Origin of the sequence: Pseudomonas sp. NY15364 (assembly GCF_048068235.1) — a bacterium.
In the GTDB taxonomy this organism is placed as follows: Bacteria; Pseudomonadota; Gammaproteobacteria; order Pseudomonadales; family Pseudomonadaceae; genus Aquipseudomonas; species Aquipseudomonas mendocina_D.
On sequence record NZ_JBLUPX010000033.1, the window covers coordinates 1 to 23975 of the forward strand.

22 protein-coding genes and 2 pseudogenes are annotated in these 23975 nt (G+C 62.9%); 20 read left to right on the forward strand and 4 right to left on the reverse strand.

Annotated features, from left to right (window positions below):
• Positions 1-173: 173 nt before the first annotated feature.
• The 3 genes from fabB to ACNFCJ_RS20415 all read right to left on the reverse strand — a co-directional run bounded on the left by fabB (position 174) and on the right by ACNFCJ_RS20415 (position 4037).
• Positions 174-1394, reverse strand: a complete 1221-nt coding sequence (gene fabB / locus ACNFCJ_RS20405; protein ID WP_416773276.1) for a beta-ketoacyl-ACP synthase I — start codon at positions 1392-1394, stop codon at positions 174-176.
• 11 nt (positions 1395-1405) lie between these two features.
• The gene (gene fabA / locus ACNFCJ_RS20410) at positions 1406-1921 is read right to left on the reverse strand and encodes a 3-hydroxyacyl-[acyl-carrier-protein] dehydratase FabA (protein WP_024308081.1); all 516 of its coding nucleotides are present in this window, start codon (positions 1919-1921) and stop codon (positions 1406-1408) included.
• 217 nt (positions 1922-2138) lie between these two features.
• On the reverse strand, positions 2139-4037 hold the full coding sequence (locus tag ACNFCJ_RS20415) for a response regulator (RefSeq protein WP_416773277.1): 1899 nt from the start codon (positions 4035-4037) through the stop codon (positions 2139-2141).
• 282 nt (positions 4038-4319) lie between these two features.
• Here ACNFCJ_RS20415 and ACNFCJ_RS20420 point away from each other — a divergent pair, with 282 nt between their 5' ends.
• The 11 genes and pseudogenes from ACNFCJ_RS20420 to ACNFCJ_RS20470 all read left to right on the forward strand — a co-directional run bounded on the left by ACNFCJ_RS20420 (position 4320) and on the right by ACNFCJ_RS20470 (position 13923).
• Positions 4320-5342, forward strand: a complete 1023-nt coding sequence (locus ACNFCJ_RS20420) for an NAD(P)H-dependent glycerol-3-phosphate dehydrogenase (RefSeq protein WP_416773279.1) — start codon at positions 4320-4322, stop codon at positions 5340-5342.
• A gap of 29 nt (positions 5343-5371) precedes the next feature.
• The gene (locus ACNFCJ_RS20425) at positions 5372-5719 is read left to right on the forward strand and encodes a DUF4389 domain-containing protein (protein WP_106732157.1); all 348 of its coding nucleotides are present in this window, start codon (positions 5372-5374) and stop codon (positions 5717-5719) included.
• Entirely contained in the window at positions 5716-6174 is a 459-nt protein-coding gene (gene sixA / locus ACNFCJ_RS20430) for a phosphohistidine phosphatase SixA (RefSeq protein ID WP_099523813.1), read from the forward strand. The genes ACNFCJ_RS20425 and sixA overlap by 4 nt, the downstream gene beginning before the upstream one ends.
• A gap of 183 nt (positions 6175-6357) precedes the next feature.
• Positions 6358-8025, forward strand: coding sequence for an AMP-binding protein (locus ACNFCJ_RS20435; protein WP_416773282.1), 1668 nt, complete (start codon positions 6358-6360; stop codon positions 8023-8025).
• 53 nt (positions 8026-8078) lie between these two features.
• Positions 8079-8522, forward strand: a complete 444-nt coding sequence (locus tag ACNFCJ_RS20440) for a hotdog fold thioesterase (RefSeq protein WP_256837065.1) — start codon at positions 8079-8081, stop codon at positions 8520-8522.
• 58 nt (positions 8523-8580) lie between these two features.
• A pseudogene (locus ACNFCJ_RS20445) lies at positions 8581-9383 on the forward strand (AraC family ligand binding domain-containing protein).
• A gap of 41 nt (positions 9384-9424) precedes the next feature.
• Positions 9425-10057 carry a LysE family translocator gene (locus tag ACNFCJ_RS20450; protein ID WP_416773283.1) on the forward strand — a complete coding sequence of 211 codons (633 nt, stop codon included), beginning with the start codon at positions 9425-9427 and terminating at the stop codon, positions 10055-10057.
• A 99-nt stretch (positions 10058-10156) separates the two neighbouring features.
• Positions 10157-10960, forward strand: a complete 804-nt coding sequence (locus ACNFCJ_RS20455) for an alpha/beta fold hydrolase (protein WP_416773285.1) — start codon at positions 10157-10159, stop codon at positions 10958-10960.
• Positions 10957-11820, forward strand: a complete 864-nt coding sequence (locus ACNFCJ_RS20460; RefSeq protein WP_416773287.1) for an alpha/beta fold hydrolase — start codon at positions 10957-10959, stop codon at positions 11818-11820. Before ACNFCJ_RS20455 ends, ACNFCJ_RS20460 begins: the two co-directional genes overlap by 4 nt.
• 139 nt (positions 11821-11959) lie before the next feature.
• A complete protein-coding gene (locus ACNFCJ_RS20465) occupies positions 11960-12763 on the forward strand; it encodes a DUF4892 domain-containing protein (protein WP_416773288.1) in 804 nt (267 codons plus the stop codon).
• A 74-nt stretch (positions 12764-12837) separates the two neighbouring features.
• Complete coding sequence (locus ACNFCJ_RS20470; RefSeq protein ID WP_416773290.1) at positions 12838-13923, forward strand: AI-2E family transporter; 1086 nt, start codon at positions 12838-12840, stop codon at positions 13921-13923.
• Here ACNFCJ_RS20470 and ACNFCJ_RS20475 read toward each other — a convergent pair whose 3' ends face one another.
• Entirely contained in the window at positions 13924-14934 is a 1011-nt protein-coding gene (locus ACNFCJ_RS20475; RefSeq protein ID WP_143507483.1) for a patatin-like phospholipase family protein, read from the reverse strand.
• Between the two features lie 233 nt (positions 14935-15167).
• Between ACNFCJ_RS20475 and ACNFCJ_RS20480 the strand changes: the two genes are divergently transcribed.
• From ACNFCJ_RS20480 to ACNFCJ_RS20520, 9 genes and pseudogenes are all read left to right on the forward strand, one after another.
• Complete coding sequence (locus tag ACNFCJ_RS20480) at positions 15168-15446, forward strand: hypothetical protein (protein ID WP_416773292.1); 279 nt, start codon at positions 15168-15170, stop codon at positions 15444-15446.
• Entirely contained in the window at positions 15446-16051 is a 606-nt protein-coding gene (locus ACNFCJ_RS20485; protein ID WP_416773294.1) for a flavin reductase family protein, read from the forward strand. Before ACNFCJ_RS20480 ends, ACNFCJ_RS20485 begins: the two co-directional genes overlap by 1 nt.
• 1131 nt (positions 16052-17182) lie before the next feature.
• Positions 17183-17326, forward strand: a pseudogene (locus ACNFCJ_RS20490) (HAMP domain-containing protein); the annotation flags it as partial.
• A 144-nt stretch (positions 17327-17470) separates the two neighbouring features.
• On the forward strand, positions 17471-18187 hold the full coding sequence (locus ACNFCJ_RS20495; RefSeq protein ID WP_416773321.1) for a methyl-accepting chemotaxis protein: 717 nt from the start codon (positions 17471-17473) through the stop codon (positions 18185-18187).
• Between the two features lie 95 nt (positions 18188-18282).
• Positions 18283-19200 (forward strand): AAA family ATPase, encoded by a 918-nt coding sequence (locus ACNFCJ_RS20500; protein ID WP_003460516.1) that lies wholly within the window; start codon positions 18283-18285, stop codon positions 19198-19200.
• A complete protein-coding gene (locus ACNFCJ_RS20505) occupies positions 19200-20156 on the forward strand; it encodes a DUF58 domain-containing protein (RefSeq protein WP_416773295.1) in 957 nt (318 codons plus the stop codon). The genes ACNFCJ_RS20500 and ACNFCJ_RS20505 overlap by 1 nt, the downstream gene beginning before the upstream one ends.
• Positions 20153-22138 carry a transglutaminase TgpA family protein gene (locus ACNFCJ_RS20510; protein ID WP_416773297.1) on the forward strand — a complete coding sequence of 662 codons (1986 nt, stop codon included), beginning with the start codon at positions 20153-20155 and terminating at the stop codon, positions 22136-22138. The genes ACNFCJ_RS20505 and ACNFCJ_RS20510 overlap by 4 nt, the downstream gene beginning before the upstream one ends.
• Positions 22139-22210: 72 nt before the next feature.
• Complete coding sequence (locus ACNFCJ_RS20515; protein ID WP_416773299.1) at positions 22211-22981, forward strand: CHAD domain-containing protein; 771 nt, start codon at positions 22211-22213, stop codon at positions 22979-22981.
• Positions 22982-23087: 106 nt separating this feature from the next.
• Positions 23088-23885: an acyl-CoA thioesterase gene (locus ACNFCJ_RS20520; protein ID WP_416773300.1), complete on the forward strand. Its 798-nt coding sequence runs from the start codon at positions 23088-23090 to the stop codon at positions 23883-23885.
• Positions 23886-23975: the final 90 nt, after the last annotated feature.

Genomic DNA, 23975 nt, shown 5'->3' on the forward strand with positions numbered 1-23975 from the left:
CTCTTCCAATGTCGGCGGAAACAGGCTGCTTTGTTGCCGATCTTCACCTTGGATATAGCCCATAAACGACAATGCCCCTATCGACCGATAGAGGCATTGTCTTCACCTTGCTCTCAGACTGCTAGGTTTTCACACAGTCTGCGAGGGCGCCGTTTTCTTTACCGCAGCAGCAGTTACTTGCCGGCCCAGCGCTTGAGCACCAGAGTGGCGTTGGTGCCGCCGAAGCCGAAGCTGTTGCTCATCACGGTATCGAGCTTGGCGTTCTCGACGGTGCTGAGCTGGATCGGCATATCAGCAACTTCCGGGTCGAGCTCGTCGATGTTGGCCGATGCGGCGATGAAGTTACCTTCCATCATCAGCATGCAGTAGATCGCTTCCTGCACGCCGGCAGCGCCGAGGCTGTGACCGGACAGGCTCTTGGTCGAGCTGATGGCCGGGGCCTTGTCGCCGAACACGGCGCGCACGCCTTTGATTTCCGCAACGTCGCCAACCGGCGTCGAGGTACCGTGGGTGTTCAGGTAATCGATCGGGGTGTCGACAGTGGCCAGCGCCTGCTGCATGCAGCGGATCGCACCTTCACCGCTCGGAGCGACCATGTCGTAGCCATCGGAGGTCGCGCCGTAGCCGACGATTTCCGCGTAGATCTTGGCGCCACGGGCCAGAGCGTGCTCCAGCTCCTCGACCACGACCATGCCGCCACCGCCGGCGATGACGAAACCGTCACGCTTGGCGTCGTAGGCGCGCGAGGCTTTTTCCGGGGTGTCGTTGTACTGGGTGGAGAGGGCGCCCATGGCGTCGAACAGGCAGCTCTGGCTCCAGTGTTCCTCTTCACCACCACCGGCGAAGACCACGTCCTGCTTGCCCAGCTGGATCTGTTCCATGGCCTGGCCGATGCAGTGTGCGCTGGTGGCGCAGGCCGAGGAGATGGAGAAGTTGACGCCCTTGATCTTGAACGGTGTTGCCAGGCATGCCGATACGGTGCTGCCCATGGTGCGGGTCACACGGTATGGGCCGATGCGCTTGACGCCTTTCTCGCGCAGGGTGTCGATAGCTTCCATCTGGTTGACGGTGGAAGCACCACCGGAACCGGCGATCAGACCGGTGCGCGGGTTGGAAATCTGCTCTTCGCTGAGGCCGGAATCCTTGATCGCCTGCTCCATCGACAGGTAGGCGTAGGCCGCAGCGTCGCCCATGAAGCGATAAAGCTTGCGGTCGATCAACTCTTCCAGGTTCAGATTGACCGAACCGGAAACGTGGCTACGCAGGCCCATTTCAGCGTAGGACGGGTTGAAACGGATGCCGGATTTGCCCGCGCGGAGGCTGTTGGCAACGGCTTCTTTGTCATTGCCCAGGCAGGAAACGATGCCCAGACCGGTAATCACGACACGACGCATGTGCAAGTCCTTCAGAAACTGTCGGTAGAGGTGAACAGGCCAACGCGCAGGCCTTCGGCACTGTAGATCTCGCGGCCGTCGACGGCCACGGTGCCATCGGCGATGCCGAGGATCAGCGAGCGGTTGATGGTGCGCTTGATATGAATGTTGTAGGTGACTTTCTTGGCGGTCGGCAGGACCTGACCGAAGAACTTCACCTCGCCGCTACCCAGGGCACGACCGCGGCCCGGGTTGCCTTGCCAGCCCAGATAGAAACCGACCAGCTGCCACATGGCGTCGAGGCCCAGGCAGCCTGGCATGACCGGGTCGCCTTCGAAGTGGCAACCGAAGAACCACAGGTCCGGGTTGATGTCGAGCTCAGCGACGATTTCGCCTTTGCCGTGCTTGCCGCCGGTCTCGCTGATGTGAACGATGCGATCGATCATCAGCATGTTCGGGGCGGGCAGTTGCGCGTTCCCGGGGCCGAACAGTTCGCCGCGGCCGCAGGCGAGCAGGTCTTCCCGAGAGTAGGCGTTTTGTTTTGTCATGCGAGCTCCTCAATTGTCCCCATGCTTCTAAGGCTGGGCGAATCGTCCTGGCCGGCGCGCCTGAAATAGGGGGCGTCTGCCGGCAGCCTAGTCATAGACTATTGCGTTGTGGTGAAAGTCACAGCGCAGTGAGTACAGTTGTACTCTGCTGTACTGGCATTGTCACAGACACAGCAGTTTCCCCTTGTAACGCCGGCTTGTCACGGGCGCTACTCGCCTATGGTCGGGGTGGTAGCCAGCGCAGCAGAATGCGTTGCAAATCTGCTCGTTTGAACGGTTTTGCCAGGTAATCGTTCATTCCCGCTTCCAGGCAGGCTTCGCGGTCACCCTGCAGGGCATTGGCGGTCAGGGCGATGATCGGCACCTGTTGGTATTGCTGGAGCTGACGGATCTGCCGCGTCGCCTCGTAACCGTCCATCAACGGCAGTCTGCAATCCATCAGGATGGTGGCATAGTCGTGCTGGCTGCAGTTTTGTACGGCCTGCTGACCATCGCCGACCAGACTGACCTGATAGCCCAGGCTGCGCAGCATGGCTTCGATGACCGTCTGGTTGACCGGATTGTCCTCCACCAGCAGCACTGCTTGGCCGTCGCCGCTGCTCAGGCTCTGGCTGTCACTGCTTTGTGCCTGCTCGCTGCGGGCCAGAAAGGGTAAAGGTATCTCCAGGGTGAACACCGAGCCTTCGCCCAGTCGGCTTTCCGCGCGCAAGGTGCCGCCCATGCGTTCGGCCAAGGTGCGAGCGATCGGCAGGCCGAGGCCGGTGCCGCCGTAACGGCGGGAAATCGAGGTGTCGGCCTGCTGAAAGGCGTCGAACATGTGTTCCAGGCGCTCGTCGTCGATGCCAATACCGCTGTCGCGCACGGCGCAGGTGAACCACAGCACCTGGTCGTCCAGCTGCTGCCAGCGGGTTTGCACACGAATCTGGCCTTCTTCGGTGAACTTCAGTGCGTTGCCGATCAGGTTGACCAGAATCTGTCGGATGCGAGTGGGGTCGCCTTGCATCTCCAACTGCTCCAGGCCTGGCTGGTTTTCCAGCAGCAGTTGCAGGCCGCGTTGCTGGGCGCTGTGCTGGAACACCTGAACCGAACCCTGCAGTAGCTCCAGCAGGCTGAAGGGGATGGCCTCGAGCTCTAGTGCGCCGCGTTCGATCCGCGAGAAATCGAGAATATCGTTGATCACCTTGAGCAGGTGCTCGGTGGATTCGGTGGCCAAGGCTGCGTATTCGGTCTGCTCGTCATTCAGGCTGGTGGTTTCCAGCAGTTGCAGCATGCCCAGTACGCCATTCATCGGCGTGCGCAGTTCGTGGCTCATCATCGCCAGGAAGTCGGATTTGGCGCGGTTGGCCTGCTCGGACTCCTCACGCGCCTGGATCAGCTCGGCAATCGCCTGTTGCTGCTCGTGACCGCTCTGCTCGAGGGCGCAGGCGAGGTTGTTGATATGCCGGGCGAGGTCGGTTAGCTCGTCATTACCGCGCTCGATCAGCGAAGGTCGATAATCGCCGCTCTGGATGCGTTCCAGAGCTTGGCCCATGGCGCTCAACGGCTGCGCCAGACGCCTGGCCAGGCGCCTGGCGAGGAGAAAGGTCAGCAGCAACGCCAGCAGCGACAGAATTCCGGCCTTGAACAGTATCTCCTGCTGGCGCGTATTGAAGGTGTCGTTAGACATGCCCACTACCACCCGGCCCAGGTAGCCGTCGCCGAGTGCCTTGCCCAAAGGTGGCAGCGCTTGCGTGCGGGCAGGCTGGCCCTGTAGGCGGATGGGGGCCTGGAACACCTCGACTTGCGGCGTGCTATGACCTTGTTCCTTGGGGCGTTCGACATACACCAGGATGTTGTCGTCACGGTCGCGCACTTCGGCGAAGCGCACGTCGGGGGTGCTCAGGGTGGCACGCAGCAGGCTTTCCAGTGTGTTGAGGTTGTCGTTGAGCACGCCGTATTCGGTGGCTGGCGCCAGTTGATTGGCGATCAGCTGGCCGATATGGCCCTGCTCCAGGCGCAGGTCCTGCAGGCGGGTGAAGGTGAGAAAGCCGGTCAGCAGCAGGGTCAGCAGCAGGGCCGGGCCGACACTGATCAGCTGGGTGCGGGTGTGAATGTTCCAGCCGCGACGCTGGTTCATGGCTCTACCATCCTTGGAAAGCGGCGCTGCTGCCTGACGAGAGGTGCAGGGTGGGGGCAAGGGGCTGCCTGTGGGCACGAATCGTCCTTGGCAATTAACGTCGATCCAGCATGTTAACCGACCCGACGCGCTTTGCCAGCGCCAGGTGTCTGCACTCTGCGGTAATTCTCGTTTGCCCCACCTAACTGACGGCCAGCGCTGAACTTTTGCCCTGGCCGGGCACTCTCGGCTCCGTATAATGCACGCAGACCGCCATTACCAATGGCCTCATTCGGAAGACCTATGACACAGCTCCAACCCATTGCCGTACTCGGCGGCGGCAGCTTCGGCACCGCTCTGGCCAACCTGCTGGCAGAGAACGGCCAGCGCGTCCTGCAATGGATGCGTGACCCCGAGCAGGCCGAGCAGATGCGCCAGAGTGGCGAAAACCCGCGCTACCTGAAGGGGGTCAAGCTGCATAGCGGTATCGAGCCGACCAGTGACCTCAGTGGCGTGCTGCAGCAGGCCGAGCTGGTGCTGGTCGCATTGCCTTCCAGCGCTTTGCGCGATGCTCTGCAACTGGTTGCGCCACTGCTGGCAGGCAAGATGCTGATCAGCACCACCAAGGGCATCGAGGCCAAGACCTTCAAGCTGATGAGCCAGATTCTCGAGGAGATCGCTCCCGAGGCGCGTATTGGCGTGCTGTCCGGGCCGAACTTGGCCAAGGAAGTGGCTGATCACGCGCTGACCGCGACAGTGATCGCCAGTGAAGACGAAGAGCTGTGCTCGCGCGTGCAGCAGGCCTTGCATGGCCGGACCTTCCGCGTCTATGCCAGTGCCGACCGTTTCGGCGTCGAGCTCGGCGGCGCGTTGAAGAACGTTTACGCCATCATGTCCGGCATGGCGGCGGCGCTGGGCATGGGTGAGAACACCAAAAGCATGCTGATTACCCGTGCCCTGGCGGAAATGACCCGTTTCGCGGTCAAGCTCGGCGCCAACCCGATGACCTTTCTCGGCCTGGCTGGCGTCGGCGACCTGATCGTCACCTGTTCGTCACCGAAAAGCCGCAACTATCAGGTCGGCTTCGCCCTGGGCGAAGGTCTCAGCCTGGACGACGCGGTGCAGCGCCTTGGCGAAGTCGCCGAAGGGGTCAATACGCTGAAGGTGCTCAAGGCCCGTGCTGAAGAACTGGACGTATACATGCCGCTGGTCGCTGGCCTGCATGCCATCCTCTTCGAGGGGCGTACGCTGGCTCAGGTCATCGAATTACTGATGCTCGGTGAACCCAAGACTGACGTCGATTTCATCCCCACTGCAGGTTTCTGAACCCGGTAGCCAATCAAGGAGAGTGACTCATGAGCGATGAAAAGCAGGAATTGGCGCGTGAATCGATTCTGTTGCGCATTCTGTGGATGGTGATCTTTCTCATCATCTGGCAGCTGGCCGAATTGCTGCTCGGCGCCGTGGTGCTGCTGCAGCTTGGTTATCGTCTGTTCTACGACGCGCCGAACGCCAGCCTGCTTGGCTTTGGCGACAGCCTCAGCCAGTACCTGGCGCAGATCGGTCGTTTCGGTACCTTCAACACCGATGAAAAACCCTGGCCGTTCGCCGATTGGCCAACGCCACGTGCGCCTGAAGGCGAAACCGCGCACAGCATTCCCCCTGCGCCACATCCTGTGCGCGATGAGGAGCCAAAGCTGTGAGGTTATGGCTGCTGCGCCATGGTGAGGCCGAGCCACAGGCGGCCAGTGATGCTGCGCGCGAGCTCACCGCTCATGGTCGCAAGGAAGTGCAGCAGGCCGCAGCTCAGCTCGCCGGCCGGCCGTTGACTGCCATCGTCGCCAGCCCCTATGTGCGTGCCCAGCAGACTGCCGAGCTGGTGCGCAGCGAGCTGGGGTTCACTGGCAAGATAAACACCGTGACCTGGCTGACGCCCGATAGCGATCCCCGTGAAGCCCTGAAGTATCTCGATGAGCGCGAGCGTGCCGAGGTGCTGCTGGTCAGCCATCAACCGCTGATTGGCGCGCTGGGTGGGCTGCTGGTACACGGTCACCGGCAGGAACCGCTGCCCATGCGCACTGCCAGCCTGGCTGAGCTGGAAGGCGATATCCCGGCTGCCGGGCTGATGGAGCTGCTGGCGCTGATCCACCCCCGTTGACCCTTCGTTCTGTGGCGCCGCTTGTGGCGTCACAGCTGCGTCGTGCCTGGGCCTGTCGCGCTTCTGCGGCAAATGTTCCAGACGAGAAACATTTCTTAACTTGCACCTCTTTTGTCTGCGTGGAATATTCAACCAAGCAAGTGCTTGGTTGATTCCTACAAAAACAACAAAGGAGGAAGCCCTGTGGCTGATGCAATCCGTTTGCCGCTCGAGCTGTTTTACGAACGTGAAGCAAGGCACCCGAACAAACGCTACATGGTGCAACCTTTGGGGGGCGGCCAGCTGCTGGAGCTGAGCTGGGCCGATGTTGGTGAGCAGGCTCGTCGCGCAGCCAGTTGGTTGCGCAGTCGCGAGCTGCCACAGGGTAGCCGCATCGCCATCATCTCCAAGAACTGCGCGCACTGGATCGTTGCCGATCTGGCAATCTGGATGGCGGGCCACGTTTCGGTACCGTTGTATCCCAACCTGACTGCCGACTCGATGCGCCAGGTGCTGGAACATTCAGAAGCTGCTCTGGCCTTCGTCGGCAAGCTCGATGACTGGGCGTCGATGGCGCCTGGCCTGCCGCAGGATTTGCCGACAGTCAGCCTGCCGCTACATCCTCAGGGCAGCTTCGACTACAGCTGGGATGACCTGCAGCGCAGCGCGCCGATTCAGGATGACCCCAAGCCCGCAGCCAACCAGCTGGCCACCATCATCTACACCTCCGGCACTACCGGCACGCCCAAGGGCGTGATGCACAACTTCTCCAATTTCGGTTTCGCCGCCAGCAACGCCATCAAGCTGTTCGGTGTGGGCGAGGATGATCGGCTGATCTCCTACCTGCCGCTGTGTCACGTGGCCGAGCGCATGTTCGTCGAGTTAGCGTCCATCTACGCGGGGCAGACGATCTTCTTCGCCGAGAGCCTGGATACCTTTCTGGAAGATCTCAAGCGCGCGCGGCCGACCGTGATGTTCGGCGTGCCGCGTATCTGGACCAAGTTCCAGATGGGCGTGTACAGCAAGATGCCGGCGCAGAAGCTCGAGCGTCTGCTGCGGCTGCCAATCATCGGCCATTTCATCGGTCGTAAGGTACTCGCCGGCCTTGGCCTGGACGCCATTCGCTACGCGCTGTCCGGCGCTGCGCCAGTGCCTGAAACACTGCTCAACTGGTATCGCCGCCTGGGTATGGAGATCCAGGAGGTTTATGGCATGACCGAGAACTGTGGTTACTCCCACGTCTGTTTGCCCGGCAAGTTCAAGCAGGGCTGGATTGGCCAGAACAACCCCGGTGTCGAGGTGCGCATCGCCGAGGATGGCGAAGTTCAGGTGCGCAGTGGCGCGACCATGCAGGGCTACTTCAAGGACCCGATGAAGACCGCCGAGACGCTGACTGACGACGGCTTTCTGCGTACCGGGGACAAGGGCGAGCAGGACGCCGAAGGTAACCTGCGTCTTACCGGGCGTATCAAGGAAATCTTCAAGACCAGCAAGGGCAAGTATGTCGCGCCGGCACCGATCGAAAATCGCATCGGTGAACACTCGCGTATCGAGCAGGTGTGCGTGGTTGGCGACGGCTTGCCGCAACCCATCGCTCTATGCGTGCTCTCCGATGTGGGGCGCCAGGAGGCGGCCAATGACAGCCGCGATGAGCTTGAAAGCAGCCTCAAGGCCTTGCTCGCCGAGGTCAATGGTCGCCTCGATCATCATGAGCGGCTGCAAGGCCTGGTGCTGGTCAAGGAGGTCTGGGCGGTGGAGAACGGTTTCCTCACCCCAACCCTGAAGATCAAGCGCGCGGTGATCGAAGGCACCTACGGCGAGCGTTTCGCCGAATGGCAGCAGCGCAGCGAAGCCGTGCTCTGGCACGATTGAGTATCAGTGGGCCGGGCTGACCGGCCCGGTTTCAACGCACAAGGGACACGCTCATGGGATTGTGGCAACGAACGCCCGATATCGATGCACTCAACGCGACCTTGAAAAATAGCATCGGCGAGGTGCTGGACATTCGTTTCGAAGCCTTCGACGACGAGTCGCTCAGCGCCAGCATGGTGATCGACTCGCGCACTCATCAGCCTTACGGTCTGCTGCACGGCGGCGCCTCGGTGGTGCTGGCGGAAACCCTCGGTTCCACCGCCAGCTACCTGTGCATCGACAGCAGCCGCTTCTACTGCGTCGGTCTGGAGGTCAATGCCAACCATCTGCGCGGTTTGCGCAGCGGGCGTGTGCATGCGGTGGCGCGGGCGGTGCATCTGGGGCGTACCACTCACGTCTGGGACATTCGCCTGAGTGGCGATGACGGCAAGGCCAGCTGCATCTCGCGGTTGACCATGGCCATCGTACCCCTGGGTGAGCAACCGCCGAAACTATGATTTTCGGCCTGCAATTTCATCCAAGATTTGCCTGATCCATGGCGCTACAGTACGCGCCATGGATCACATCACTCATATCCAAAGCAGCTTGCCCGGCGTTCGCCTGATTGACGCCGAGTACCGCCGCTTCGCCTTTCCTCGGCATTTTCATCTGGAATACCACGTCGGCCTGCTGATCCAGGGGCAGCATCGCTACGCCTATGGCGGTGAGCGCCGGCATGTCGGGGCAGGGGACGTGTTGTTGATGGCGCCGGAAGGGATTTATGACGGCGCCTGCCTCGATGGCCAGAGTTACCGCATTCGGGTGATGGCGTTCGATCCCTCTTGGTGGATGAAGCCAGTCGTACCCTGAGTGACGGTCGTCAGGGCGCGCCACGCTTGACCACCAGCAGTCTGCGTCACCCGCTGCTGTCACAGCACCTGCAGCGCTTTCATGCGGCGATGCTGGGCGGCTCGAGACTGGCCCAGGAAGAAGCACTCTGGCAGGCGTTGGCCCATTTGTTGGAGATGGGCTCGACGTTGCGTGTCAGCGAGCCGCATCGCGTTTTTGATCCGCACACCTGGCAGCGGCTGCGCGATTGGCTGGAAAGTCGCCTGGACGATCCGCCTTCGTTGGATGAAATCGCCGCTTTCTGCGCCATGAGTCCGTGGCAGGCGTTGCGGCGTTTCCGCGAGCACACCGGCCTGCCACCGCATCAGTGGCTGACGCAGCTGCGTTTGCAGCGGACATTGCCGCTGGTGCTGGCCGGTGAGCCTCTGAGCGAGATCGCCTTGCGCCTGGGCTTCTACGACCAGGCGCATTTCTCGCGGTTGTTCCGCCGCACCTACGGCCTGCCACCGGCGCGTCTGCGTCAGGGCTGACCCACTCACACATCGCGTTTTTCACGTTCCTGGAGATCACCATGCAGGAGACGTCCGTCTTGCTGTCGCTGGCTGCCGTGTTCGCGGTGGCCCTTATCAGTCCCGGCCCGGATGTGGCGCTGGTGGTGCGCACCGCTCTGCATCAAGGGCAGCGTGCAGGCTTGCTCAGTGCGCTTGGGCTGGCTTGCGGCATTCTTCTGCATGGCACACTGGTGCTCAGTGGCGTGGCTTTGCTGCTCAGTCGCACCGAGTGGTTGTTCGCTCTGGTGCAGGTCGGTGGCGCGCTCTACCTGGGCTGGCTGGGCATCGGCGCGGTGCGCGCCTGGTGGCATGGCAGTGCGGGCAGCAGACGTCTGGATGGCGAGCTGACACCTTCGCTGTTCGGCCCCTGGTTACGCGGCGTGCTCACCAACCTGGGCAACCCCAAGGCCCTGGTGTTCTTCCTGGCGCTGCTCAGCAGTCTGGTGCCGGCGGACATGTCGCTGCCCGGCAAGGTGGCCTGTGCCGCTCTGTTGTTCGGCCTGAGCCTGTTCTGGTTTGGCCTGCTCGGTATGACCCTGAGCCGACCGCTGATGCGTCAGCGGCTGCTGCAGGTGGCGCCGACCATCGACTTCGTTTGCGGTCTGGTATTTATGCTGGTGGCGGCCAGTATCGTCGGACGTCTGCTGCTATAGCTCTGACCATTGCGCCGCCATCAATGGCCGTTACGGTCATTGCCACTGCTACGTAGCTGCCGGAGAATCCGGGCATATTCGCCTTCTCGAGTTTGATGCATGCCGCAGCCGGTCTTTTTCGCTCATGCCAACGGCTTTCCGTCCGCCACCTACGGCAAGCTTTTCGCCGCGCTGGCGCCGGATTTTCAGGTGCAGCACCTGGAGCAGCACGGCCATGACTCGCGTTTTCCGGTCAATGACAACTGGTCGAATCTGGTCGATGAGCTGATCCATCACCTTGAGGACAGTGGCGAGCCGGTCTGGGGTGTCGGTCATTCGCTCGGCGGCGTGCTGCACTATCACGCCGCTTTGCTTCGCCCCGAGCTATATCGTGGGGTAGTGATGCTCGATTCGCCGGTGCTGACGCTGGCTGACCGCATGGTGATTCGCGCCGCCAAGCGCTTTGGCTTCATCGACCGCATCACGCCTGCCGGCCGTACCCTGGGGCGCCGCGAAGCCTTTGCCGATCTGGTCGAGGCGCGCGATTACTTCGCTGGCAAGAGCCTGTTCCGCCGCTTCGATCCCGAGTGTCTGGATGCCTATGTCAGTCACGGTCTGCAACGGGCGGAGCAGGGACTACGCCTGAAATTCGACCCGGCCACCGAGATCAGCATCTATCGCAGCGTGCCGCATACCTCGCCGGGCAGGCCGCAGCAGCTGGCTGTGCCGCTGGCCTTGGTGCGTGGCCGCCACAGTAGAGTGGTATTACCGCATCATGCGCATCTGCTGCGGCGCATGCCGCGGGCCGAATATCACAACCTGCCGGGCGGACACATGTTCCCGCTGGAGCGCCCTCAGGCGACTGCCGACCTTTTGCGTCAGCTGTTCACCCGCTGGGCTGGTAGCCAGGAGCAACGTGCATGAGCATGGGTTTCGAGGAAATTCGTCTGAGCCTGCCGCATATCGAGTTGGCGGCGCATCTCTACGGGCCGGAGGACGGTGTGCCGGTGCTGGCGCTGCACGGTTGGTTGGATAACGCGGCGAGCTTCGCGCGGCTGGCGCCGAAGCTCGAGGGGGTGCGCATCGTCGCCCTGGACTTCGCCGGTCATGGTCACTCCGAGCATCGTTCGGCTGGCGCCGGTTACGCGTTGTGGGACTATGCCTTTGACGTCCTGCAGGTCGCCGAGCAGTTTGGCTGGGAGCGATTTTCCATCCTGGGTCACTCCATGGGCGCGATCACTGCGGTGTTGCTGGCAGGGGCGATGCCGGAGCGGATCGAGCGCCTGGCGCTGATCGATGGCTTGGTGCCTTATACCGGTGAGGCCGAACAGGCGCCGGAAAAATTGGGCGAAGCGTTGCGCGCCAGGCAGGCGCTCACCGACAAGCGCAAGCCGGTGTATGCCGAGATGGCGCGTGCTGTCGAAGCTCGTATGAAGGGCGTGGGGGCGGTCAGTCGTGAGGCGGCCGAACTGCTTGCGCAGCGAGGGTTGATGCCGGTGCCGGGCGGTTACACCTGGCGTACCGATAGCCGCCTGACCCTGCCGTCGCCGCTGCGTCTGAGCTGGGCCCATGCCCAGGCGTTCGTTCGTGCGCTGCAATGCCCGGTCAGCCTGGTGTTGGCGGAGCAGGGCATGATGGGCGCGCAGTCCGCCGTGCGCGGCTTGCTGCAGGATTTGCCGTTCGAGGTGCACCGTCTGCCCGGCGGGCACCACCTGCATCTGGATGATGAAGCCGGCGCGCAGCTCGTAGCGGATTGTTTCAATCCATTCCTGCGCTTGCCTTGACTTGCCTGCAGTCGTGGGGAAAGGTGTGGCGGTCTGCCATGGAGGATCGCATGATCGACCCGTTAAACGTCGCCACTCGCTGCTCAGCAAGCCCGTCTGCCGCTTTCCTTCAACAGGTTTCCACTCGATGACGGGGCGCATGAAGCTGTTCTCGGCAGCGCTTGCCACCTTTTGCAGTGGGGCCGTGCTGGCAGCCGATCTGCCTGGCAGTCGCGACCTTGAGGTATTGCCGCGTTTCCCCGCCAGCCACATCGTCGCCTTCAAGGAAGCGTCCGATGTCGAGCGCATCTACCCGCAAGGCTCCATTCGCCGCATCAGCGGGCGGTTGCGCTATGAGCGTGAGGTCCTGGTGCAGGGCCAGCACAGTGCGGTGACCTACGAGCTGCCGCGTACCCACAGTGCCGATCAGGTCTTCACCGAAGCGCGGGAAACCCTGCTGGAGAAGGGCGCGGAACTGCTTTACTGGTGCCAAGGCCGTGAGTGTGGCGCGAGCAGTTTGTGGGCCAACTCGGTGTTCGGTAATGCCACGCTGTATGGCTCCGACGACCAGCAGGCTTACGCATTGCTGCGCCTGGCCGAGCCGAACCACGAGAGCTTGCTGGCGCTGTACAGCATCACCCGTGGTAATCGCCGCGCTTACCTGCATGCCGAGCAACTGGATGCCGAAGCTCCTCTGGGGGCATTGCTGCCGACGCCCGCGACCCTGCTGCGTCAGTTGCGTACCGATGGGCAACTGAAACTGCCCGACGAAGCCAAGGCCGACAGCGCCTGGGTGGAAGTGCTGGCGCGCAGTCTCAACCTCGACAGCACCTTGCGCGTCAGCCTCGCCGGTAGCCAGGCCGAAGCCTGGCGCGAGGCGTTGATCGAACAGCGTGTGCGCGAAGCCCGCCTGGAGTTGGGTGAAAGTTCGGATGAAACACTGAGCGTGCGTTTGTTGCGTTAAGCTAGCACTCGCAATCGCCATAACAGAGCGCCCGTAAGGGCGCTTTGTCGTTTCGTCGAATGGAGTTTCGCTTGATGGCCACTAATGATCGTCTGCTGGTGCAGATTCTTCTGCTCGGCCTGCTGGCCGCCAGCCTCTGGGTGCTGGCACCATTCTGGTCAGCGTTGTTCTGGGCCGCCGTGCTGGCCTTTGCCAGCTGGCCGCTGATGCGCCTGCTGACGCAACTGGTCAACGGGCGCATGTCGCTGGCAGCGGGCATCCTCACCGGCGTCTGGGTGATCATGGTAGCGGTGCCGTTGGTCTGGCTGGGCTTCAACCTGGCCGACCACATCAAGGACGCCAACGCGCTGGTCAAGGATCTGCAGGTCGAAGGTCTGCCTCCACCGCCGAGCTGGCTGGGCAGTATTCCGTTGGTCGGTGATCGCCTGGTGGAGCTGTGGCGCACCATCGATCAGCAGGGCGCAGCCTTCTTCGACACGCTGCGGCCCTATCTGGGGCAGGTAGGCAACTGGCTGGTGGCACGTAGTGCGAAGATCGGTGCGGGCATGGTCGAGCTGGCCCTGAGCCTGGTGCTGGTGTTCTTCTTCTACCGTGACGGGCCGCGCCTGGCGGTGTTCGTGCATAGCCTTCTGGAGCGACTGATCGGCGAGCGTGCCGATCATTATCTGGAGCTGGTCGCTGGCACCGTGCAGCGGGTGGTCAACGGCGTGATCGGCACCGCCGCCGCGCAGGCCGTGCTGGCTTACATCGGTTTCGTCATCGCCGGGGTGCCGGGCGCCCTGGTGCTGGGCCTGCTGACCTTCGCCTTCAGCTTCATCATGATCCCTCCGCTAATCTGGGGCCCCGCCGTGGCCTGGCTGGTGTGGCAGGGCGAGATCGGCATGGCGATCTTCCTGGGTATCTGGGGCTTTTTCATCATCAGTGGGGTGGACAACATCCTAAAACCCTACCTGATCAGCCGTGGCGGCAACCTGCCGCTGGTGGTGGTGCTGCTCGGCGTATTCGGCGGCATTCTGGCCTTCGGCTTCATGGGCCTGTTCCTCGGCCCGACCCTGCTGGCGGTGGCCTACAGCCTGCTCAGCGACTGGGTGGCGGACAAGGCGCCGCCGGCTGAAGCAGTGGTCGACAAACCACTGCCGGGCGAGGAAACACGCGGCTGATCAGCCGCGTTCGCTTTCGTATTTATCGAGGGTGTCGCGAGCGATTTGCCGACCCAGCATGATCAGCTCCGGCGCCTTGTAGAACTCGAAGAAGCGGCAGGCACGCTTGGGCACGTTGATCAGGATGTCCGGCGGGTAGCCGGCGATCTTGTACTGCGCCAATGAGGTCTGCATCACCTCGAAGCTCTGGTTGACCAGTTCCAGTAGTGACGCTGGCCCGCTGAATTCGGCTACGCGTGAGCCGCTGGCGGATTTTGGCGCGGGTTCATCGTCCTCTTTGCGACTAGGCGCTGCGGCCGGGCTGACGTCATCGGCGAGGCTCTGTTCCTCGGCGAGCAGCAGGGTTTCGTCCTCGCTCTTGCGGCGAAAACTGGGCAGACGCGAGCCGAGCGACGTCATCAACTGGTCGATGCGCCCCTTGAGGGCGGCAGGGCGTTCGATCACTGGCAACTGGTAGTGATTCTGGTTGGTGGCGTTGAGGTTGACCGCGATGATCAGGTCGCAGTGGCTGGACACCACCGGGACGATCGGCAACGGGTTGAGCAGGCCGCCGTCGACCAGCATGCGCTTGCCCTGGATGACCGGAGTGAACAGGCTCGGAATCGCCGCCGAGGCACGCATCGCCTGATGTAGGCAGCCTTCCTGGAACCAGATTTCCTGCTGGTTGGTGAGATCGGTGGCGACGGCAGTGAAGGGGATGGCGAGGTTTTCGATATCCACGTCGCCAACGATTTCCTGAATGCGCCCGAACACGCGCTCACCGCGAATCGCGCCGAGACGGAAGCTGACATCGAGCAGGCGCAGCACGTCGAGATAATCCAGGCTTTCCGTCCATTCACGGTATTCGCGCAACTTGCCGGCAGCGAAAATACCGCCGACCACAGCGCCCATCGAGCAGCCGGCGATGCAGCCGATTTCATAACCGCGCGCTTGCAATTCCTCGATCACGCCGATGTGCGCATAGCCGCGCGCACCTCCCGAGCCCAGCACCAGCGCCACTTTCTTGCTCATCGATAACTTCCCTCTGTGAAGGCTCCGACCTTACTCGGGCGATGAGGCTCAGCCAAGGGCGCGTTTGCTAGAATCTGCCGGCTGACGCTTCGCAGGGGCGATGGGCTCGCCATCCGTTCGTCGGCGCCGGTATGATCGGGCAAGCGAAGCGGCGGGCGCCGGGCACTTTCCCCATGCCGCAGCGTCATAGTCTGGGCCAACCCGTAGTCATGTCCGTTCGAGGAGTGTGGTCGATGAAACACTGGTTCTGTTTGCCGCTGCTTGTGGTGACGCTCGCCGGCTGTGCCGGCAAGACCGTCTACCGTGAGACCTGCGCCAATCAGCTGGATGCCGCCTGGAAGGAACTGAGCATCGCCGAGGCCGAAGGCTTCGCCGGTACCGTGAGCTATTCCAAGGCATTCTCTCTGCTCACCGCTGCCAAGACCCAGCAGCAGTTCGAAGCCTACGCAGGCTGTACCAGCAAGGCCGAACGTGCGCGCTTCTACATTCGTGAATCGCGAGCGGGGCGTTGATGCAACTCGATTTCGCCGATCTGAGCCCGCTTGAGGCCTACCGCTGGCTGGCCTCCAGTGTGACCCCCCGGCCCATCGCCTGGGTTTCGACCCGCTCGACCGACGGCGTGGCCAACCTGGCGCCGTTCAGTTTCTTTCAGGTGATCAGCGACAACCCCCCGACCTTGCTGGTCAACGCCAACACTCGCGATGACGGCAGCCTCAAGGACAGCCTGCGCAACGCCCAGGCCAGTGGCGAACTGGCGATCCAACTGGTCAGCTTCGCCCAGGCCGAGGCGATGAATGACAGCGCTGCGATCCTGCCCCATGAGGTCAGCGAGTTCGCCCACTGTGATATCGCCAGCCAGCCGTGCGAGCGCATCGACGTGCAGCGCGTCGTTGGCGCAGCGGTGACCTTCGAATGCCGCGTAGCGCAGATCCAGCCCTATCCGCCGCAACAGCCCAATTGCCACCTGATCTTCGCCGAAGTGCTGCTGGCGCACATCGATGATGCGGTGCTCAACGAGCAGGGGCGTATCGACCCGCTCAAGCTCGATCTGGTCGGTCGCCTGGGGGGCAGCGCCTACTGCCGCACCCGGGATCTTTTCCAGATGCAGCGGCCCTGAACCCGTTCTGAAAACGACGTCCAGTTAACTCTCCCGGCCATCTTGGCGTCTGCTGGCTTGTCGCCAGTAGCGCTGCGCTCCTATGTTCCAGAATTGTCAGGCCGTTGAATAACGCAGGTAGTTTTTCAACAGCTTGTTAGGGCTGGCTGCAGTAGGCAGGGGGTTGTCATGGGTGGCTCATTGAGCAAGCGGCTGGCCAGTCTGAGCACGGCCAGCAAGTTGATGCTGGGTTTTGCTCTGGTATTGATTCTGACTGTTCTGGTAGCGGTTACTGGTCTGCTGGCGTTGCGCGAAGTCAGTGCTGGCGCCGAGCTGCAGCAACGCATGAGTGCGCTTGGCGAGCAGGTGCTGCGCATGCGCCAGAGCGAGCAGGCGTTCGCGTTGAGTGGTGACAGCCAGCACGCCGAGCGGCTGGCAGAGCAGGCTGAGAGCATTTTGCAGGCCGGACAGGCACTGCAAGTTGAGCTCGATAGCGACACAGCTGCCATTCTGGCGCAGGTCGAGCCTGCACTGGCCGACTACCGCAGCGCTTTTGCCCGTTACGTTGAACTCACCGACAACATGCAGCTGTCCCTGCAAGCCGCTGACTGGCTGGTGGTCAGCGCGGCCAACAGCCTGGATCTGCTGCAGGAGGGGTTGGCCGAAGATGGCGTCGACTTGCTCAAGAGCACCCAGGGTGAGCGCGGTGGCGACTCGGTTGCGCAGGCTGGCAAGGTCAGCAAGATCCATCAGTTGCTGCTGCAGGCGTTGGATCAGGCACGCCAGCGCCTGGAGGCCAGTCGGCGCAGCGATAGCAGTGAGCAGGCGGAAATTGCCCAGGCCGGCGAGGCGCAAGCCCTGGCTGCCGAATTGCGCGATGCGCTGGATGATCCCGGTTATGCCGCGGTGCTTGGTGAGGTGGTGGTCAATGTCGACTCCTTCAATGAGCGCCTGAAGGAATACGCCACCCAACTGCAGCAACAAAAACAGGTATACGGGCAACTGGTTGCTCAGGTCGAGCAGTTGCTGCAGCGGGTCGAGCTGGCCCTGGAAACCCAGCGTCAGGCCATGCATGCCGAGCGTCAGGCCAGCAGTGGTCTGATCATCGCGGCGGCGGCCCTGGCGCTGCTGTTTGGCCTCAGCGCGGCCATCATGATCAGCTTGGCCATCGTGCGTCCGCTCAAGCGAGTGATCGGCCTCGCTGAATCCATCGCGGCTGGTGATCTCAGTGTGCGCATCGAACAGGATCGTCGTGACGAGATCGGTCAACTGCTCGCTGCCATGCAGGGAATGTCCGCCAACCTGTGCGATATGGTTGGTCGCCTTCAGGGGGGCGTGGCGCAGATTTCCAGTTCTGCCCAGACCCTCTCGACAACTGCCGAGCAGACGCGCCAGGGCGTCAATGGTCAGAAGCTGGAGACCGATCAGGTCGCCACCGCCATGAGTCAGATGACGGCCACGGTGCACGAGGTGGCACGCAATGCCGAGGCCGCAGCAGCTTCCACCGAGCAGGCTGACCAGCGTGTCGGTGCCGGTAGCCAGGTAGTGCGCCAGACCCTTCAGCGCATCGAACAATTGGCTCGTGCCATGGATACCACTACCGAGAGCATTCAGCGTCTGAGCCAGGACACTCAGCGTATCGATGCGGTACTCGAGGTGATCAAGAGCGTTGCCGAACAAACCAACCTACTGGCGCTCAACGCGGCCATCGAAGCGGCGCGTGCCGGAGAGCAGGGGCGTGGCTTTGCTGTGGTTGCCGATGAGGTACGGGCGTTGGCAAAACGCACTCAGCAATCCACCGCGGAAATCGAGTCGCTGATCGCGGCCTTGCGCGAGGGTAGCCGCCGCGCTGTGACGGACATGGAGGAGAGCGCCAGCCTGGTGAACCTCACGGTTGGCGACGCCAACCAGACTGAAGGCGCTCTGGCGGCCATTGCCGAGGCGGTGAGCCTGATCTCGGAGATGAACCAGCAGATCGCTGCAGCAGCGGAGCAGCAAACCGCCGTGGCCGAGGAAATCAACCGCAGCGTCACCTCGATCCGCGATATTGCCGATCAGTCAGCTACGGCCATGGACGAAACCGCTGCGTCGAGCATCCAGCTGGCTGAGCTGGGGCGGGAGCTGCAGGGCATGGCAGGGCACTTTCGCCTGACATAGCGTCTGCCCTCACAGTTTCGTGAGCAAACTTTGCATAGCGCTATGCCACGCCTCGGCGCCCCAGTAGCATCGGTGTTCTGCATAAGGAGCCAACGATGCGAACCAAACTCGATGCCTGTCTCGACTCGGTCAATCAGGTATTGCTGGGCAAAGAGGCGCAGGTGCGCCTGGCACTGACCTGCCTGCTGGCGCGTGGTCACCTGCTGATCGAAGACCTGCCGGGCATGGGCAAGACGACCCTCAGCCATGCCCTGGCGCGCGTGCTGGGGCTGAGCTTTCAGCGTATCCAGTTCACCTCTGACCTGCTGCCGGGCGACATCCTTGGTACCTCGGTATTCGACAAGGACAGCGGGCAGTTCGTCTTTCATCCCGGGCCGATCTTTGCTGAGCTGGTGCTGGCGGACGAGATCAACCGCGCCACACCGAAGAGCCAGAGCGCGCTGCTCGAAGCAATGGAAGAAGGCCAGGTGACCATCGAAGGCGCAACTCGGCCGCTACCTGAGCCGTTCTTCGTCATCGCCACGCAGAACCCGGTCAGCAGCGGCGGCACCTTCGCCTTGCCCGAATCCCAACTCGATCGCTTTCTCATGCGTCTGTCGCTGGGCTACCCGGCGCAAGCGGCGGAGCGGGCCTTGCTGCTGGGCGATGCCCGGCGTGATCTGTTGCCGCGCATGGAATCCATTCTCGACCATGCCGAACTGGCCCGTCTGCAGGCGCAAGTGCCCAAGGTGCGTGCCAGCGATGCGCTGATCGACTATGTGCTGCGCCTGGTCGAGGCGACGCGCAGTCAGCCGCAGTTCGCCTGGGGTTTGTCACCGCGGGCCAGTCTGGCGTTGCTGGCTGCAGCACGGGCCTGGGCGCTGCTGGCCGAACGTGATTACGTGATTCCCGAAGATGTGCAAGCGGTGCTGCCGTCGGTAGTGGGGCACCGTCTGCGCGAGCGCGCCGACCCTACCGGTCATGGTGGCGGCAGTCTGGTGCAATGGTTGCTGCGCGAAGTTCCGGCGCTCTGATGCGTGCAGCGCTGAAGCCGCTCTGGCGGCGGTGGTTGGCCAGGCGTATTCCGCCAGCGGCCAGCGTGCGTTTGAATCAGCGGCGCATTTTCATTCTGCCCAGTCGGGTCGGGGCTGTGTTTGCCGTGGCACTTCTACTGATGCTGCTGGTGGGCATCAATTATCAGAACAGCCTGGCCTATGGCCTGACCTTCCTGCTGGTATCGGTGTTCGTTGTCACCATCCTGCATACCTACCGCAACCTGGCCGGGCTGGTGCTCAAGGCTGGTGGTGGCGGGGCAGTGTTTGTCGGCGAGCAGGCGCGCTTTCGCGTGCGCCTTGAGAGCCCTGAGCGCGAGCACCAGGCCGTGGCGCTGGGCTGGCCACCGTCTGAGCTGGTGGTGCGCGATGTACCGCGCCAGGGGCAGACCGAAGTGGATTTGAGCCAGCCAGCCGTGAGACGTGGCTGGCTGCGACCCGAGCGTCTGAGGGTGGAAAGCCGTTTTCCGTTGGGCTTGCTGGTGGCCTGGAGCTGGGTCGATCTGGATCAGGCGGTGCTGGTCTACCCGCGGCCGTTGGAGGGTGAGCTGCCGTTGTCGGCGGGCCTGGGCGAAGAGGAGGAGGAAGAGGGCATGCGCGCGCGCGGCCAGGGCGCCGACGACTTCCAGGGCCTGCGCGAGTATCAGCCGGGCGATTCGAAACGGCGTCTGGACTGGAAGGCCTATTCACGTGGTCAGGGCCTGCTGGTCAAGGATTTCGCCATGCTCAGTGGCCGTGATCTATGGTTGGACTTCGACAGTCTGGGTGGCGACAGCGAAATGCGTTTGTCGCTGCTCTGTTACTGGGTGCTGCAGTTCACCGAGCGGCAACAGGCATTCGGCTTGCAACTGCCTGGGCAGGTGATCGCACCGGATTACGGTGAGGGGCATCGCGATGCTTGCCTGCGCGCCCTGGCGTTGTTCGGAGCGCGCGCATGAGCAGCCTGCTGGGTATTCCGAGGATCGCTCTGACCTGGTTGCTGGTCGCCCAGGTGCTGGTGATCGTGCCGCATCTGGTGCATCTGCCGCTGTGGATGATCGCGCTGTGGCTTGGTGCTGCCGGTTGGCGTGTGCAGATTTTCCACATGCGTGCGCGCTATCCCAATGGCTGGGCCAAGGGCGGCCTGGTGCTGCTGGTGTTGGCTGGCATCCTGCTTTCGCGCGGCACACTGGTGGGGCTGGATGCCGCGTCGGTGCTGCTGATCGCCACCTTCACCCTCAAGCTGCTGGAGATGCGCACGCGGCGTGATGCGCTGGTGCTGATCTTCCTCGGTTTCTTCTGCGTGGTGACCGCCTATCTGTTCGAGGACGGAATTCTTGCCGCGCTCTACAGCCTGCTGCCGGTTACGGCGCTGCTGACTGCGCTGGTCGGCCTGCAGCACAGTGGTTTTGCCGAACGCCCCTGGCCACCCCTGCGTCTGGCGGGTGGCCTGGTCCTGCAAGCGATACCGCTGATGCTGTTGCTGTTCGTGTTCTTTCCGCGCATGGGGCCGTTGTGGTCACTGCCAATGCCCAGCGACAAGGGCGTCACTGGCCTGTCGGACAGCATGGAGCCAGCCGATATCGCCGAGCTCAGTCGCTCCTCGGCACTGGCCTTTCGCGCCAGCTTCGAGGGGGAAGTGCCGGCGAGAGGGCAGCTGTATTGGCGTGCTCTGACGCTGGAGCGTTTCGATGGCAGACGCTGGTCGCAGTCCAGTTACGCTGATGTACCCGTCGCGCCGCAGTGGAGCAAGGCCGGCGAGCCGCTCGATTACAGCATCATCATGCAGCCCAGCGGCAAGCGTTGGCTGTATGCGCTGGATGTCGGCGAGATGGCGCAGGACAGCGGGCGGATGATGAACGACTTCCGTTGGCAGAGGCTGCGTCCGGTAGATAGGCCCCTGCTGTACCAGGTGCGTTCCTGGCCTGACGCAGCACGTGAAGCATCGGCCGAACCACCAGGTTTGCGTCAGGCGTTGCAACTGCCCGAGCAGGGCGACCCGCGCAGTCGCGCCTGGGCGGCTGAGCTGAAGGCAAAGTACCCGCAGAGCGATGCGCTGGTGGCCGCAGTGCTGCAGCATTTCAACCGTGAACCTTACGTCTACACGCTGCGCCCGCAGCCTCTGGGGCGTGACAGCATCGATGAGTTCCTGTTCGACACCCGGCGTGGTTTCTGTGCGCACTACGCTGGCGCGATGACCTTCGTGCTGCGTGCGGCGGGCATTCCTGCACGAGTCGTCGCCGGTTATCAGGGCGGCGAGCTCAATCCCAATGGCAACTACATCCAGGTACGCCAGTTCGATGCCCATGCCTGGGTCGAGTACTGGCAGCCGGGCCGTGGCTGGCGCAGCGTCGATCCGACTTTTCAGGTAGCGCCGGAGCGTATCGAGCAAGGGTTGGAAGAGGCCTTGGCCGAAGAGGATGGTTTTCTTGACGATCAACCCTTCTCGCCACTGCGCTACCGCGAGCTGGCCTGGCTCAATCAGCTGCGCATGACTTGGGAGAATCTCAACTACGGTTGGCAGCGCTGGGTGCTGGGGTACCAGGGCGAGCAGCAGCTGAAACTGCTGCAGAACTGGTTCGGCAGCCTCGATTGGCAGCGTCTGGCGCTCGCTCTGGTGGGCACTGGTGCGCTTTTGATCGGCCTGCTGGCGCTGTGGCTGCTCAAACCCTGGCAACAGCGGCCTGATCCGCAACGCCAGGCGTTTCGCAAGTTCGAGCGGCTGTTGGCGCGCCATGACGTGCGCCGGGAAGCGGGTGAGGGCTCACGCTCCTTCGCGTTGCGCGCGGCGCGGCAGTTGCCCGAGCAGGCGGAGCAGATCGAGACATTTGCCCGATGCTTCGAGCAGCAGCGCTATGCCGGCGGGCCAGTGTCACGTGATGCTTTGCGGCAAGCATTGAGTGATTTGCGCAGAGCATTGCCCTGGCGCTTGTCGCGTTAGCGACCATTGGCCACTTGCTTGAATGGGTGCTCGGGCTGTTAGCTTGGTGCATCGTCGTTTGGAGGAGTGAGCATGAGCGATTTCATCGAGCACTGCCTGGGCCGCGTCCTGGCTCTGCAGGTGCGACTGTATGCCTGCCAGGCGCGGTTGGCTGACTGTACCGACACCGAGGCATTGCACGATTTACGCATCGCCCTGCGGCAATTGCGCAGCCTGTTGCGTCCGTTACGCGGTTTGCCGGCTGTAGATGTTCTGGAGCAGGGAGCAGCGGTGCTGGGCCGCCTCAGCGGGCCACTGCGTGATCGCGAAGTCCTAGTCGCCGAGTTGGCGCGCATGGGCCTTGCCCATCTGGCGCCTGTCGATGAGGCGCAGCGCGCCGCAGGCTACGCTGCCATTGCCAGTAGTCGCGAGTTGGCGGATCTGATGCTGTTGCTCGACGGCTGGCCGGCGAATTGGCGTGAAGCCGCCAGGCAAGGCCAGTTGAACGATATAGACAAACGCATCCGGCGTCGCCTGCGCCGTCAGCAACGACAACTGGCCCTTGCGTTGCGCGATCCGGCGCATGATCGTCACCGCCTGCGCCTGTTGATCAAGCGCGTGCGTTACGCCGCTGAAACCTACCCCGCACAAAGTCGTTTGAGCAAGGCGGCGCAGCTCAGGCTCAAGCGTGCGCAAAGCGCGCTGGGCGACTGGCACGATCGGCTGCAGTGGCTGGCACAGGCTGATGCGATGGTGTCCCTGGAACCTTGCCGGGCCATCTGGCTGCAGGCTCTGCTGACTGCAGAGGGGCGCGCCGATGATGCCTTGCTGGCGCTGTATGGCGACCTGCCGAACGCAGACTAAGGTGTCATTCTCGCCGCAAATATGACCGAATAGGCATCCTTGCGGACTATCGTTCAGTCGTCAGCATCCCCTAAGATCGTCGCCATCGATGAATGCCGAGGTGCATATGATCTTTTCCGACATGCTTGAGGCGGTGCGCCGCGATCCCAATGCCGTGGTGATCCCGGCTGAGTGGGGGCAGGGCCGCGCCAGTTTCGGCGGCCTGGTGGCGGCTCTGGCGTTCGAGGCCATGCGCGCCAAGGTGCCGCAGGGTCGTCCGGTGCGCTCGCTGGCTATCACCTTCGTCGGCCCCGTGGCGCCGGATGTTCCCGTCAGTTTTCAGGCCGAGGTGCTACGCGAGGGCAAGGCGGTCAGCCAGATGTTCCTGCGCGCGTTTCAGGACGGGCAGGTGGTGACCGTGGTGCAGGGCAGCTTTGGCGCATCGCGCCCTTCGGCGATTGCCGTGGAGGCGCTTGCCGCGCCGCAGATCACGCCGGTGGAGCAGTGCCAGGAGTTGCCCTACGTGCGCAACGTCACGCCGGAGTTCACGCGCTTTCTGGCCATGCGCTGGGGAATCGGCGGCATGCCTTTCAGCAACACGCCATCGCGGCAGATGGGCGGCTGGGTGCGTTTGCGTGGTGAGCGCGAGCCGCAGCCGCTCAGCGAGGCGCACTTGCTGGCACTGGTCGATGCCTGGCCGCCTGCGGTGCTGCCCTATCTGAAAAGCCCGGCGCCGGGCAGCTCGCTGACCTGGACCATCGAGTTCGTCCAGCCGCTACACGCTCTCAGCAGCGAAGACTGGTGCCTGTATCGCGCGGACATCGAATATGCCCGCGATGGTTACGGGCACGTAGCGGCGGCGATGTGGACCCCCGCAGGTGAGCTGATCGCCCTGAGCCGGCAGACCGTCACCGTCTTTGGTTGAATCAGTGGCGCCAGGCACCGCTTCAGTAACAGGCGCTTCAGGGCATCGCCCCTGTTGCTGAGAGGCTCTGCGGGCTCGGCCGTGGGCTTG